The sequence below is a fragment of the Aurantimonas aggregata genome (assembly GCF_010500835.1).
Taxonomy (GTDB): Bacteria; Pseudomonadota; Alphaproteobacteria; order Rhizobiales; family Rhizobiaceae; genus Aurantimonas; species Aurantimonas aggregata.
In genome coordinates this window covers 1-13,425 of the sequence record NZ_JAAAMJ010000014.1, presented here as the reverse complement: position 1 = coordinate 13,425, position 13,425 = coordinate 1, and the positions used below count along the sequence as shown (strand labels likewise).

Below are 13,425 nucleotides of genomic sequence, written 5' to 3'. Positions count from 1 at the left end.
CCGTTACTTCGACGCGGGTGTCATGTAGACGCCGCGGCCGCTGGCGAGCAGCTTGCCGTCGCCGTCGAAGATCTGCGCCTCGCAGACCGAGACGGTACGGCCTGCCTTGATCACCTTACCGACGCAGCGCAGGTCGCCCTGCATGGCGGCGCGATGATAGTCGACGCGCAGGTCGACCGTCGGCACGCCCTTGCCGGTCTGCGACACCAGCGCCCAGTCGGCCGTCAGGTCGACCAGGGTGGCGAGGATGCCGCCATGGGTGTAGCCGGCATCGGCGTTCACCACCCATTCCGGCCGCCACCGTGCGGTGAGTTCGATCTCGCCCTCCCCGACCGAGGCCACCTGCAGCCCCAGCCACTGGTGGAACGGCCCCTTGAGAAGCAGCTTCTCGACGTCTTCCTTGCTCAGCATCGTGTGTCTTCCTTCCGGTATTCGCCCATCACGGGGTGACGACGATCTTGCCCATGACTTCGCGGTTCTCGATCAGACGCAGCCCTTCGGCGGCTTCCTCGAGCGACAGGACCTTGTCGATGACCGGTTTGAGCTTGCCGTCCTGGATGAGGTCCATGAGGGCTGCGAGGTTGTCCGAGTAGAAGCTGTTCGAGCCGATGATCTTCAGCTCGAAGCTCCAGATGTAGCGAAGGTCCTCCTTCGGATCGAAGCCGGCGGTGGCGCCGCAGACCAGCACGCTGCCGCCGCGCTTCAGGCAGCGGAGCGATGGCACCCAGGTGTCGCCGCCGGTGAAGTTGACGACCACGTCGACGCCGCCCTCGTAGCTACGCCGCTGCGGCTTGCCGAAGGTCGAGATCGCCCATTTGGAGAAGTCGGTGTCGCGGTAGTTGACCACGTGATCGGCGCCGAGCTCCTTCAGGCGCTGCATCTTGTCGTCGCTGCCGGCGCAGGCGATGACCTCGGCGCCGAGATGCTTCGCCAGCATCAGGCAACCGGTGCCGACGCCGCCGCTGGCGCCGAGCACCAGCACGCGATCGCCGGGCTTGACCGTATCGTGGGTGACCAGCATGCGGTGCGCCGTCCCGTAGGCGACGGGCAGCGATGCCGCGTCGACGAAACTGACGTCCGGCGGCATCGCGATCAGCTGGTCGGCGCTGACGGCACAATATTCGGCCATGCCGCCGTCGAGCATCTCGCCCATCAGGCCCTTGGCCTTGTTGAGCGGGTTGACCAGGACGCGGTCGCCGACCGTCCAGCCGGTGACGTCAGGACCGATCTCGGTGACCTCGCCGGCCATGTCGAGACCGATCACCACCGGCAGCGGGACCTTGATGCCCGGCATGCCGCGAACGGTGAAGACGTCATGATAGTTGAATGAGGATGCGCGCACGCGTATCACGACATGGTCGGCCTCTGCCGTCGGGACCGGATGGTCCTCGACGACCTTGAGGTTCTCGATGCCGCCATGCTCGCTGAGCACGAGCGCTTTCATCTTGCTTGGCAAAGTATTTCCTTCCTTGCTGGTCACTTACTTCAGGGCCTTGGAGGCTTCGTAGGGCTCGGTCCGCACGGCGTCCTCGGCAAATTCCCCCTGGACCGAGCCGACACCCTTGAAGACCTCGAACTCGGTGCGGAGCGACTCGACATCGGTCGGCTCCATGCTGACCATGTAGATGTCGTCCCAGAGCGCGGCGTAGGCTTCGGCATCCTCCTGGCTGATGTTGGCCTCCGTGATCAGCGCCTGCGCGACCTCGTCCCGGTTCGCGGCGCCGTACTCGTAGGCGTTGCGCATCCCGGCGACGATCTTGGCCGCCCCATCCGGGTTCTCCTCGAGCCAGTCGTTGCGGATCAGGCCGACACCCAGCACCGGCGCGGTGGGCTGGCCGGTGATCTTGCTCCATTCCTCTCGGAACGATCCGATCTCGCGGAAGCCCGCATCCGCCACGAGGGCGAGGCTGACCGTCCGGAGGGCCGCGACGTCGATGTCCTTCTGGATCAGGAACTGCGCGAGGCGGGAGTCATTGCCCGGGACGGCTTCGTAGCTGGCGCTTTCGATGCCGTAATTGGTCTGCAGGATCGCCGCGGTAATGGCCGCCGTAGCACTGCCGGCAGGCGACATGCCGACCTTCTTTCCAGCGAGCTCTTCCATCGACTGGATGGGCGAATCGGCGGGGACGACGAATTTCAGGTCGGCGACCTGGGTCGCGAGGATGATGCTCATCGGCAGGCCGTCGGCGGTCACGCTGAGCGCCGATCCGGCGCTGGCGCCGATGGCGAAGTCGATCCCGTCGGCGGCCATGGCCTTGGTCGGGGCATTCACGTCGGGAAAGGTCAGATACTCGACATCGAGCCCCTGCTTTTCCAGGAATTCGCCGGCCTTCAGGAAGCCGCCAAAGCCGAGGCTGACACCAGAGCTCCAGTAGCCGATGCGCACCGTCTGGGCGTTGGCCGGGAGTGCCGCTCCAAGAAGAAGCGTCAGGAAGGCGGTCATGCAGATACCGTTTTTCATGGGATGCTCCGTTGTCGTTAGGGGACAGCGCGCGGCGTCAGACCGGGACGGCCTTCTTCCATGCGAAGAGGTAATTCTCGGCGGGTTTGAGGATGCCGTATTCGAGCGTCAGCATCAGAATGACGAGTGTCAGCGTCCAGGCGAAAACTTGGTCGGTCTGGACAAGATCGGCGGCTTGGCGGAGGCGGTAGCCGATGCCGCTCGAAGCCCCGAGTGTCTCGGCGATGAGCACCACCCGCGCCCCGAAGCCGAAGGCCAGCCGCGATCCGGCAAAGAACTGCGGCAGGATCGTCGGCAGGTAGATCTTGCGGAGGATCTGCAGCCTCGACATGCGGAAGGACTGCGCCAGCTCGACATAGTCGGCGCTGACAAGCCGCGTTCCCTGCCAAACACTGGTCAGGATGAGCGGCATGGCTGTCATGAAGACGACGAAGATCGTGGTCGCCTCCGACAGTCCGAACCAGATCAGCGCGAATATCGCCCAGATGGTCGAGGAGACCGTGTTGATGATGACGACGGCAGGTTCCAGGAACTCGCCAATCCGTCGGCTTACCCCCATGATGAGGCCGAGCAGTGCCCCCACGACAGCTGCAATCAGAAAGCCCATGGCGACCCGCCCGAGCGTCGTGCCGAAATCCTGCCAGAAGGTCGGCGTGCCAATCAGCCGTAGCCATGTTTCCCAGACGCGCATCGGCGAGGGAACGACAAAGGCGGGAACGTTGAGGGAAGCGATGTACCAGAGGACGATGATCGTCGCGACGAAGGCGAGCCGCATCGCAAGGTTGCTGCCGCCGATCCGGCGGGTGCGCTCGGCCCACAGGGATCTCTCCCCCAGCGCAACATCTGCCGATCTGGTATCACTCATGTTCATATCACCCGGCGCAGGTCGCGAACCATCGCGTTCATCTCGGTCGAGAGGGGATCGCGGGGATAGGGAAGCGTGATCGGCACGATCGAATGGACGCGGCCGGGCCGCGGCGACAGCACCACGACGTTCTCGGCCAGCACCACCGCCTCCTCGACATCGTGGGTGACGAAGATCACCGTCATGCCGAGTTGCTGCGACAGGCGGATCACTTCGTCATGCATCTGCGTGCGGATCGACGGGTCGAGCTTCGAGAAGGGCTCGTCCATGAGTAGGATCGACGGCTGCGAGACAAGGCTCCGCGCCAGCGCCACCCGACTCCGCATGCCGCCCGACAGTTCGTGCGGAAACGTGTCGGCGAATTCGCCGAGATTGACCATCGCTAGCGTTTCGGCGACACGGCGGTCGCGCTCCGCCTTCGAAAGCGGCAGTGACTCGAGGCCGAAATGCACGTTCCGCGCAGCGCTCCGCCACGGCAGCAGCCGGTCATCCTGGAACATGTAGGTCATCGACGGGCTGCGGGAGCGCTCGCCGACGGGCTGGCCGCAGAAGACCACACGGCCCCCGTCCGGCTCGACGAGTCCGGCGATGATGTTGAGAAGCGTGCTCTTGCCGCTGCCCGAAGCCCCGACGATCGCCAGCTTGGAATGCCGGGGCACGTCGATGCAGACATCCGCCAACACGTGCAGGTCTCCGCCACTCTGACGCTTGAACCATTTGCTGATGCCGTGCAGGCGGATGACAACGTCGCTCATGGCTGCGCGATGAGGCTGGTCACGAGACGCGCTTGGGTTTGGTCGCAAGGTTCCTGAGCGCCAGCTCGGGCGTATCGCGAAGGCTGGCAAGCACCTTTTGGATCGTCATTTCCCGGAAGACCTCGACGTGCTGCCGGGCAATGCGTTCGGCCCCGTCGGCGTCACCGGCATCGAGATACTCGATGATCTGGATATGGTCGCTCTCGATGTTCGGACGCACGCCCTGGACGCCGAAGCCCAGCGCCACCAGCCGCGTCATCTCGTCGAGCAGGTTGCCGAGCGTGCGGCAGAGCCGTTCGTTACCGGTCGCCACCGCGATGGCCATGTGGAAGCTGCGGTTCGCCTCGAGGAAGAAGTCGATCTGATTTCCCACATCGGAAGACGTCTCTATCCGGCAGGCACGCTCGAGCCGCTCCAGCTGCGACCGTTTTATCCGGCCGACTGCGGCGCGCGCGGCAAAGGGCTCAATGGCCAGGCGGAGCTGGAAGACCTCGTCGATGTCCTTGAGGGTCACCGGAGCGATCCGGTAGCCCTGCCGCGGGATCGAGGTGACGAGACCGTCGTGGATCAGACGCTGGAGCGCGATCCGGCAGGTCGCCTTGCCGATCTCGAACCGGTCCATGAAATCGGGCTCGCTCATGATCGCACCGGGAAACAACCGGCACGAGACGATCTCGCGGTGGATTGCCTCATAGGCCCTGCCGGCCTTGAGACTGCTGTCCATGACTGTGAGTGATGCCATTTCATGGCCCCCATCGGCGCAAACGCTGCTTACTGCAGGTTCGTGAGCATCCTACGGCTAGAAATTTAGAGCAGTCAACTGGGCGGAGAATCTTGATTAAAAGAAGGATGGTTGAATCTTCATCTGATGGCAAATGTATACAAATCAATCGCTTATAAGCCGGTCTGCTCGAAGGGGAGGCGAGCCAAGACCAACGCGCAGCATGATATGCATTTATAATAGGCAAAAATAAAAACGACCTCTGTGAAGCATAAAGATGTTGAACAGTTCAGATTTGCTGCCTAGGCTGCTCACAACGCCGATGCCGATAATCGCGAAGCTAAAGCGACGGATCATCGGAATGCGGGCGCAAGGAGCCATCATGAACGAACTGTTTCGCGGCTTTCTCGATCGACTGCGCAGTGCCGGCGAACTCGTCGACCTGCATCAGCCTGTCGACATTCGGCACATCGCGACGCTCGTCGATCAATCCGACAAGGCGCTCTTCTTCCACGACGTGATCGGCTACGACATGCCGGTCGTCTCGGGCATCATCCGTTCCCGGGAGCGGGCGATCATGTCGCTCGGCTGCACGAGCTATCCCGAGATCGAGGCGAAGCTCCGCCAGGGGATCGACCACCCGATACCATCCGTCGACCTGCCGACGTCCTCCAGCCATGAGGTGATCATGGAGGGAGACGCCGTCGATCTCTACAAGCTGCCGATACCGATGTCCTCGATCTACGACGGTGGGCCGATGATCACCGCCGGCGTCGTGATGGCGAAGGATCCGGAATACGGGCTGAACTCGGGCATCTACCGCTTCATGGTGAAGGACCGGAACACCACCGGGATCGACATCGTCACGCCCAACAATATGCGCCTCTTCGCCCAGCGCGCCTTCGAGGCGGGGCGGCCGCTGCCGATCTCGATCTCGATCGGCACGCATCCGTTCGAGATCATGGGAGCGGGCTACCGCGCCCCGCTCGGCATGGACGAAATGGCGATCGCGGGCGGACTTCGCGGCACTCCGGTGAACCTTGCGCCGTGCAAGACCGTCGACGTTCCCTACATCGCCGATTCCGAGATCGTCCTCGAGGCGGAAGTCCTGCCGACCGGTTGGGTCTATCCCGAGGGCCGCTTCGGGGAGTTCACCCGACTGATGGGCGGGCTGCACTGGAACCCGCTGGTGCGCGTCAAGGCCATCACCATGCGCAAGGATGCGGTCTACTACGCCCTGCACATGCCTTGGGAAAACACCTGGCTCGCCGCACCCACCCGATACGCGACGGTTCGCCAGGCGCTGAAGACCGCGGGCGTGGTGGTCAAGGACATCAACGTCACGCTGGGCGCCTGCGCCTTCTGGCACGTGATCATCTCGATCAAGAAGCAGGCGGGCGACGGCAAGAACGCGCTGCTGGCGGCGCTCTCGGTGCTCGACATGAAGCACGCCGTGGTGGTCGACGACGATATCGACGTCTTCAACCCGGGCGACGTCGAGTGGGCTATCGCCACAAGGGTACAGGGTGATCGCGACATCATGGTTGTCACGCATGCGCGGGGCAAGCCGCTCGACCCAAGTCTCCCGCCGACGCCGCCCGGTATCGTGCCGACGACCGCCAAGGTGGGCATCGACGCGACGATCTCCGAAGGCATCCCGAAAGAGCGGTTTGAGCGCATTGCCTATGCCTATGCGGACACGGCGAAGGTCGACGACTATGTCGGCGGCAAGTCCGACGAGGCCGGTGAGGCCGAAACCGACCTTCTGGCGCTGGCCGAGGAAATTGCGGCGGAGCTGGCGGAAACCCCGATCTACTACACCGCGATCGCCGAGAAATTCGGCCGTTACCACTTCCCCGTGGTCGCCCGTGCGCTCGGCATCCTGCATGAGACCGAGCGGCTTTGGCAGGACCCGACCGGCCGCCTGTGTCTGCGCGATTCGCGGTTTGCCGCCCGTCCCCCGACACGATGAAGCCGCCCTGCCGGGCGGTCCGTAAGATCCGGCAGCATCCGTCAACGTCCACCAGTGAGGTTACAGCATGCGCATGATCCTAAGCCTTTCTGCCCTGGCTCTCGGCATCGGCCTGGCGGCGCCATCGGCAGCCCAGACCGTCGTCCAGCTCGGCGCTGCACAAACGTCGGCCGGCTCGCTGCCCGTCGTCGTCGCCATGCAGCAAGGACTCTTCGAGAGGAACGGGATCACCATCGAGCGCACCGACTTCGCCGGCGGCGGACCGGCCGTGCAGGCGCTGGCTAGCGGCAGCATCGACGTCTGCATCTGCGCCGCCGACCATGCCGTCCGCCTCCAGGAACGGGGCCTCGGCGGCAAGATCATCGTCGCGCTCGGCGACCACCATCTCTACGCGATCATGGCTCCGGCGGATTCGGAGGCGACCGATCTCGCCAGCCTGCAAGGCTTGCAGGTCGGGGTCACCTCGGCCGGCGGCCTAGCCGACAACACGGTGCGCTGGGCGATCAACGAAATCGACCTCGACCCCGACACGGACTATTCCATCATCGCCATCGGCACGGGTGGCGCGATGCGCGCGGCGGTCGAGAACCGCGCCATCGCGGCCGGCACCTTCACCACCCCTGACATCCAGTCGAATCTGGCACTCGGCGACGTCTACAAGATCGTGCACGACTTCCGCAGCATTCCCCACGCGGCCCAGGGCATCGTGGTGCTGGACAGCTGGCTGGAAGGAAACGAGGAGACCGCCCGCCAGTTTGCCGCCTCGGTGCATGAAGCGCTGCAGATGGTCCAGGCCGATCAGGCGGTGCTCGAAGAGGCCATCGCCGAGATGTTCCCGCAGTTCGAGCCGGCGCTTGTCACGCAGGTCGCGAGCGATGTGCGCGATGACTTTCTGTCGAAGGACGGCATCGTCGGCCGCGAAGCCTATGAGAACATGATGGAAACCGTCGCCATCGCCGATCCAAACGTCGAGGCCGTTCCCTACGAGGACGTGGTCTCGACCGAATACCTTCCCTGAGGAGCATTCGGCATGTCGGACAACGTGGCGATCGCGCCCGAAGCAAAGGCTAGCTGGCAGGGGGCGCGGGCGGTCGGCGGCAATCTGCAGTTCCGCCGCGCCCTCCTGCTCCTGGCTCTGCTCGGGGCATGGGAATTTGCCGCCGCCTTCCTGGTGAACCCGTTCTGGAGCAGCCGTCCCACCCTCGTAATCGAGCGGCTCGCCGCCATGACGATGGACGGCAGCCTCTGGCGGCATACCTCGATCACCCTTCTCGAGGCGGGGGCCGGGCTCATGCTCGGCGCCCTCGTCGGGATCCCCCTCGGCGTCCTTCTGGCGCGGGCGCCGCGGACGTCGGACACGGTCGAGCCGCTCATCATGGGCATTTACGGCCTGCCGCGGGTGGCGCTGGCGCCGCTCTTCATCCTGTGGTTCGGGATCGGCCTATTCTCGAAGATCATGATGTCGTTCACGATGGTGGTCTTCGTCTTCCTGCTGAACGTCCGCGAGGGCGTGCGTTCCGCCGATCCCGACCTGCTCGACTTGATGCGCTCGATGCGGGCGTCGCCGCTCTACACCGCGCGCACCGTGCTGCTGCCGGGCATCGTTCCGTGGATTCTCGCGGCTTTCCGCCTTGGTATCGGCCTCTCGCTAATCGGGGCCGTTGTCGGCGAACTCGTCGGGTCGAGCCGGGGGCTTGGCTGGTACATCCAGAGCTCCGGCGGCCAACTCGACACCACCGGCGTGTTTACCGGCCTCACCGTCCTGATGATCATCGCTATGCTCGCGAACCAGCTCATCGCGTTGTTCGAGAAGGGAGTCATCCTGTGGAGATGACCACGATCCATGCCGTGGAAAAGCCTCGCATCCGCCTCGAGGACATCCGCATCACCTTCCCGCGGACAGATGGCACCGAACTGCTCGTCCTGAACGGGGTCTCTCTCGATGTCGGGATTGGCGAGTTCGTAGCCGTCGTGGGGCCGAGCGGCTGCGGCAAGTCGACGATCCTGCGCGCGATCTCCGGCCTGCTCACGCCGAGCTCGGGACGTGTGTTCATCGACGAGCAGGAGGTCGCCGGCACGCCCGACCATGTCGGGTTCATGTTCCAGAAGGATGCCCTGCTGCCCTGGCTGACCGTGACCGGCAACATCAACGTCGGCTGGAACTCGGAGGCGTGCCGGCCGGCGAGCGCAGGGAGCGATGCCGGGAGCTGATTTCCCTGCTTCAGCTCGAGGGCTTCGAGAACACCTATCCGAAGAACCTGTCCGGCGGGATGCGCCAGCGCGTCTCGCTCGGCCGGCTTCTGGCCTACCGGCCGGCCCTGATGCTGATGGACGAGCCCTTCGGCGCGCTCGACTACCTGACCAAGATCACCATGGGACGGGAGCTTCTGCGCATCTGGGAGGCCGAGCGGCGCAGTATCATCTTTGTCACGCACGACATCGAGGAGGCAATCCGCCTCGCCGACCGGGTCATCGTATTCGGTCCGCGACCCGCGAAGATCGTCGGCGCATATCCCGTCGACCTGCCACGCCCCCGCGACCTGCGCAGCCTGCGGTCCGACCCGGAGTTCATCCGGCTGACCGAGGCGATATGGTCCGACCTCGAATTGCCGAACTAGATCGGATCGATGCAATGACCAGATCCAACGTGGCGGGGCCGGAAGGTCGGGAGCGACTTCGTGACTTCGCGCTACGGCTATATGCGGCCGAAGGCACGGCGGGGGCATGTCTTGGGCTGCAGCAGCGCCAAGGCGCCAACGTCAACGTCATCCTCTATGCGGCATGGTGCGGAGTGGTCCGAGGCACCCTGCTGGCCCCCAAGGCTGCTGCCGATGCCGCAGCGGCCGTGCGCGACTGGCACGAGAGCGCCGTCATCCCGCTGCGCAACGTGCGCACCGACATGAAAGCGCGGGTTTCAGGTCCTCTCGCGGCGGAGATCCATGCGGTGCGGGAAAAGGTGAAACAGGTGGAAATCGAAGCGGAACTGATCGAGCTCGACCAGCTCGAGGCGATGCCGCTCGCGGCAGAGCATGATCCGGACCCGGATAGCTTGGCGCTACGCTCCGTACGGAACGCTATGATAGTCTTCGCTGAAGAACCGCTCGCCGAAGATGACCATGCTGCGATGTCGCTGCTGGCAATGCATGCGCAGACGATCGCCCACGGAGCGGATGCGTGAGCGTCGAAGACGAGCGCGAGCCGCTGGCCGCCATTCCGCGCCGAAAGCGCCTTATCGTCGCGATCACCGGTGCTTCGGGTGCAATCTACGGTGTGCGGGCGCTCCAGTTGCTCCGCGCAGTCGATGCGGTGGAGACCCATGTCATCGTCACCCCGTCGGCTCGCCGCACTCTTCGGGACGAGACCGACTATAATGAAGACGATATCCGCGCGCTTGCCGATGCGTACTACTCGGCCAAGGACATTGGTGCCGCGGTGTCGTCCGGGTCCTTCAAGACGATGGGCATGCTGGTTGCACCCTGTTCGATCAAGACCTTGAGCGGGATCGCGAACTCCTACGACGACGAACTGACCGTGCGGGCCGCGGATGTGTGTCTGAAGGAGCGGCGTCGCGTCGTCCTGCTTGTGCGGGAAACCCCGCTGCACGCAGGACATCTTGAGATCATGACACGCGCCGCACACGCCGGTGCGATCATCATGCCGCCGGTACCGGCCTTCTACCATCGCCCCGAGACCATTGGCGATCTCGTCGACCAGACTGTCGGCCGCGCGCTCGATCTTTTCGACATCGAATTGCCGACGACAAAGCGATGGCACGGGAGCGAGCGTAGTTCCGGAGGCAAGTGACACGCCTGGCAAAGCGTCTAGCGCTCTCGCGGAGCATCCTCTCCGGCCGAATCCCCGATCCTGACACCTTTTTGGAATGACCAGCATGCTGTCACCCGCTCACACCGCCTTTACGACCCGTCCCGAAATTCTCGGCACGTTCGGCACCGTCACGTCGACACACTGGATCGCCTCGGCGGTCGGGATGAGCATCCTGGAGAGGGGTGGCAATGCATTCGACGCGGCGGTCGCGGCCGGCTTCGTGCTGCAGATCGTCGAGCCGCACCTGAATGGTCCCGGCGGCGATATGCCGGCGCTAGTGTATTCGGCAGAAAAGCAGGTGGTGGAGGTCATCTGCGGGCAGGGCACTGCGCCAGCGGGCGCTACGATTGAGAATTATGCACGCGAGGGGTTGGAGAGCATTCCCGGCGACGGGCTGCTTGCCACCGTCATTCCGGGCGCCTTCGACGGCTGGATGTTGATGCTGCGCGACTACGGGACGATGAGCGTCCGCGAGGTACTGGAGCCGGCTATCTTCTACGCCAATAGCGGGCATCCGATGCTCCCACGCGTCTCCGCAACGATCGCGGGGCTTGCTGACTTTTTCGAAAAGGAATGGCCGACATCGTTCGCGACCTGGGCACCGGGAGGCGCCGTGCCGGAACCGCATTCGCCTTTCCGCAATCCCGTACTTGCAGAAACTTACCGGCGGGTTGTCGCCGAGAGTGAAAGCCGTCAGGGCCGGGAAGCCGGTATCGAGGCGGCGCGCGACGCCTTCTATCGCGGCTTCGTCGCCGAGGCGGTCGATACATACCTGCAATCCGCGGAAGTGATGGATGTGAGCGGGCAGCGCCATAAGGGCGTCCTGTCTCGAAACGACATGGCCAACTGGCGTGCGAATGTCGAAGTGCCGCAGAACTACGACTATCATGGCTGGCGCGTGGCGAAGACCGCGGCGTGGGGGCAGGGGCCGGTGCTGCTGCAGGGCCTCGCCTTGCTCAAGGGGTTCGATTTGACGAGCCTCGACACGAACGGCGCCGACTTCGTGCATCTCGTGGCCGAAGCGATGAAGCTCGCCTATGCTGACCGCGACGTATATTACGGCGATCCGGCCGAAGGCGCGGTGCCGCTCGATATGCTCCTCTCGGACGCCTATAACGACGAGCGGCGCCAGTTGATCGACGCAAATTCAGCGTCGCTCGACCTGCGACCGGGCAAACTTCCAGGCTTTGAAGATCTCCATGATCGAACCATGGCGATGCTCAACGCCGAGGGCATGACCGCCGGCGCCGTCTACGAGCCAACGATGGCGCACCTTTCCGAGAAGCGCGGTGATACCGTCCACATCGATGCGATCGACCGCTGGGGGAACATGGTTTCTGTCACCCCGTCGGGGGGCTGGCTGCAATCTTCTCCGGTCGTGCCGGGTCTCGGCTTCTGCCTGAACTCGCGCGCCCAGATGTTCTGGATGACGCCGGGACTGCCCACCTCGCTCGCTCCCGGGCGGCGCCCCCGGACAACTCTATCGCCATCTCTCGCCGTGCACGAGGATGGTCGCCGCCTTGCCTTCGGCACCCCCGGCGGCGATCAGCAGGACCAGTGGCAGCTCGCCTTCTTCCTGCGTTACGCCCATCATGGCGCCAATCTGCAGGCAACGATCGACGCGCCGCTCTTTCACACGACGCATTTTCCCGCTTCGTTCCATCCGCGCACGCGCGAGCCCGGCAACCTCACCATCGAGGAAAGTTTTGGCGGGCCAACTCTTGCGGAGCTGACGAAGCGCGGTCATCGCCTGACGGTGAGCGAACCCTGGAGCATCGGCCGGCTGACGGCAGCCCAGCGCGACGCGGACGGCCTCCTGCGTTCCGCTGCCACGCCCCGGTTGATGCAGGCGTACGCGGCTGGTCGTTGATAAAGAGATAAATCGCGATGCGTGGACGTCCGAAGGCCCCCCGCTCGTCATCAGCGTCATCCGCTCGATTCGGCTGTTGAGGAACAGCGCCGGCGCGAGCTGCATCGGCGATTCGAATTGTCTTTGCTGGGCCGAAAGGAGCGGTCCGCTCCACAGCCGCAGCCGGAGGAAAGCTGCCAATCGGCTCACGACCCATTCAGTCATTTCCCTTCCAACCACATATTGTTGAGCGCGGTCATGTTCGCGGCTCGCGCATTCGGAGACGGTCTATGGACCGTCCTGCTAAAGGAGCTTCGACCCGGCCGCCCGATGTTGGGATGGCTGGAGCCGATGCGGCAGCCTGAGACGTCTTGACGTAGCCTCATGTCATGGTGACAACCGCATATCGATGCCGATGCCTACAGGTGTTGGTGCTCTCAATACATCCTCCTGAGGACAAGGCGGTCGACTATGGGAATTGTCGCGAAGGCGACTGAAGTCGTGGGTGGCGCTGTCGCGCGCGTTAGGCGCTTTGGTTCTCCGTCGCATCAAGCCGTCGGGCTGACACCCCAGATTCCGGCGGCGCGAAAACAGGGAATCATGACCTTGAAACTTCCCGCCGCAGAGGGCTGGAAGGAGGGGCGCCTGCCCACCTGCGCGCCGGGGCTTCAGGTCAATGCCTTTGCGTCGAACCTCGATCATCCTCGCTGGATCGAGGTCCTGCCGAACGGCGACGTCCTCGTGGCGGAGTCGAAGGAGCAGCCGGAGAGGCCGCGCACCCTCATGGACCACGCTCAGCAGGCCACTATGCGCCGCGTCAAGGCGATCGGCCCCAGCGCCAATCGTGTCACCCTTCGGCATGGCGCTGGTCGGCGACCGGTTCTACCTCGGGAACACGGACGGCATTCGGTGTTTCGACTACCGGCCAGGCGATACGAGCCTCAGAGGCGGTGGTGAAAAGCTCGTCGACTTCAAGC

Annotated in this window: 12 protein-coding genes and 1 pseudogene; 7 read left to right on the top strand and 6 right to left on the bottom strand. The window is 64.2% G+C overall.

The window, feature by feature from the left end; genetic code table 11:
• Nucleotides 1–3: 3 nt before the first annotated feature.
• Genes GTW51_RS16090 through GTW51_RS16065 form a run of 6 tightly spaced genes read right to left on the bottom strand, consistent with a single transcriptional unit; the run spans nucleotide 4 to nucleotide 4,823 of the window.
• A complete protein-coding gene (locus GTW51_RS16090; protein WP_163045058.1) occupies nucleotides 4–411 on the bottom strand; it encodes a PaaI family thioesterase in 408 nt (135 codons plus the stop codon).
• Nucleotides 412–439: 28 nt separating this feature from the next.
• Nucleotides 440–1,444, bottom strand: a complete 1,005-nt coding sequence (locus GTW51_RS16085; protein WP_203566134.1) for a zinc-binding dehydrogenase — start codon at nucleotides 1,442–1,444, stop codon at nucleotides 440–442.
• A 36-nt stretch (nucleotides 1,445–1,480) separates the two neighbouring features.
• Nucleotides 1,481–2,461 carry an ABC transporter substrate-binding protein gene (locus GTW51_RS16080; protein WP_163045056.1) on the bottom strand — a complete coding sequence of 327 codons (981 nt, stop codon included), beginning with the start codon at nucleotides 2,459–2,461 and terminating at the stop codon, nucleotides 1,481–1,483.
• 37 nt (nucleotides 2,462–2,498) lie between these two features.
• Nucleotides 2,499–3,326 (bottom strand): ABC transporter permease, encoded by an 828-nt coding sequence (locus tag GTW51_RS16075; protein WP_246233207.1) that lies wholly within the window; start codon nucleotides 3,324–3,326, stop codon nucleotides 2,499–2,501.
• Between the two features lie 2 nt (nucleotides 3,327–3,328).
• Complete coding sequence (locus GTW51_RS16070) at nucleotides 3,329–4,081, bottom strand: ABC transporter ATP-binding protein (RefSeq protein WP_163045054.1); 753 nt, start codon at nucleotides 4,079–4,081, stop codon at nucleotides 3,329–3,331.
• A 19-nt stretch (nucleotides 4,082–4,100) separates the two neighbouring features.
• Entirely contained in the window at nucleotides 4,101–4,823 is a 723-nt protein-coding gene (locus tag GTW51_RS16065; protein ID WP_163045053.1) for a GntR family transcriptional regulator, read from the bottom strand.
• A 361-nt stretch (nucleotides 4,824–5,184) separates the two neighbouring features.
• Between GTW51_RS16065 and GTW51_RS16060 the strand changes: the two genes are divergently transcribed.
• The 7 genes and pseudogenes from GTW51_RS16060 (at nucleotide 5,185) to GTW51_RS16030 (ending at nucleotide 12,469) form a co-directional block, all read left to right on the top strand.
• Nucleotides 5,185–6,774 (top strand): UbiD family decarboxylase, encoded by a 1,590-nt coding sequence (locus GTW51_RS16060; RefSeq protein WP_163045052.1) that lies wholly within the window; start codon nucleotides 5,185–5,187, stop codon nucleotides 6,772–6,774.
• A 67-nt stretch (nucleotides 6,775–6,841) separates the two neighbouring features.
• Nucleotides 6,842–7,792: an ABC transporter substrate-binding protein gene (locus GTW51_RS16055; protein WP_163045051.1), complete on the top strand. Its 951-nt coding sequence runs from the start codon at nucleotides 6,842–6,844 to the stop codon at nucleotides 7,790–7,792.
• 12 nt (nucleotides 7,793–7,804) lie between these two features.
• The gene (locus GTW51_RS16050) at nucleotides 7,805–8,608 is read left to right on the top strand and encodes an ABC transporter permease (protein WP_163045050.1); all 804 of its coding nucleotides are present in this window, start codon (nucleotides 7,805–7,807) and stop codon (nucleotides 8,606–8,608) included.
• Nucleotides 8,605–9,392: pseudogene (locus tag GTW51_RS24630) on the top strand (ABC transporter ATP-binding protein). The gene GTW51_RS16050 and the pseudogene GTW51_RS24630 overlap by 4 nt, the downstream one beginning before the upstream one ends.
• Nucleotides 9,393–9,406: 14 nt before the next feature.
• Entirely contained in the window at nucleotides 9,407–9,952 is a 546-nt protein-coding gene (locus GTW51_RS16040; RefSeq protein ID WP_163045049.1) for a TIGR02444 family protein, read from the top strand.
• Entirely contained in the window at nucleotides 9,949–10,578 is a 630-nt protein-coding gene (locus tag GTW51_RS16035) for a UbiX family flavin prenyltransferase (RefSeq protein ID WP_343034036.1), read from the top strand. Before GTW51_RS16040 ends, GTW51_RS16035 begins: the two co-directional genes overlap by 4 nt.
• Before the next feature lie 85 nt (nucleotides 10,579–10,663).
• Nucleotides 10,664–12,469, top strand: a complete 1,806-nt coding sequence (locus GTW51_RS16030) for a gamma-glutamyltransferase family protein (protein WP_163045048.1) — start codon at nucleotides 10,664–10,666, stop codon at nucleotides 12,467–12,469.
• Nucleotides 12,470–13,425: the final 956 nt, after the last annotated feature.

Excerpts from the sequence above, each read along its gene's own strand:
- GTW51_RS16065 (WP_163045053.1), bottom strand. The coding sequence starts at position 4,823 with ATGGCATCACTCACAGTCATGGACAGCAGTCTCAAGGCCGGCAGGGCC.
- GTW51_RS16075 (WP_246233207.1), bottom strand. The coding sequence starts at position 3,326 with ATGAGTGATACCAGATCGGCAGATGTTGCGCTGGGGGAGAGATCCCTG.
- GTW51_RS16050 (WP_163045050.1), top strand. The coding sequence starts at position 7,805 with ATGTCGGACAACGTGGCGATCGCGCCCGAAGCAAAGGCTAGCTGGCAG.
- GTW51_RS16030 (WP_163045048.1), top strand. The coding sequence starts at position 10,664 with ATGCTGTCACCCGCTCACACCGCCTTTACGACCCGTCCCGAAATTCTC.
- GTW51_RS16080 (WP_163045056.1), bottom strand. The coding sequence starts at position 2,461 with ATGAAAAACGGTATCTGCATGACCGCCTTCCTGACGCTTCTTCTTGGA.
- GTW51_RS16055 (WP_163045051.1), top strand. The coding sequence starts at position 6,842 with ATGCGCATGATCCTAAGCCTTTCTGCCCTGGCTCTCGGCATCGGCCTG.
- GTW51_RS16090 (WP_163045058.1), bottom strand. The coding sequence starts at position 411 with ATGCTGAGCAAGGAAGACGTCGAGAAGCTGCTTCTCAAGGGGCCGTTC.
- GTW51_RS16060 (WP_163045052.1), top strand. The coding sequence starts at position 5,185 with ATGAACGAACTGTTTCGCGGCTTTCTCGATCGACTGCGCAGTGCCGGC.
- GTW51_RS16070 (WP_163045054.1), bottom strand. The coding sequence starts at position 4,081 with ATGAGCGACGTTGTCATCCGCCTGCACGGCATCAGCAAATGGTTCAAG.
- GTW51_RS16085 (WP_203566134.1), bottom strand. The coding sequence starts at position 1,444 with ATGAAAGCGCTCGTGCTCAGCGAGCATGGCGGCATCGAGAACCTCAAG.
- GTW51_RS16040 (WP_163045049.1), top strand. The coding sequence starts at position 9,407 with ATGACCAGATCCAACGTGGCGGGGCCGGAAGGTCGGGAGCGACTTCGT.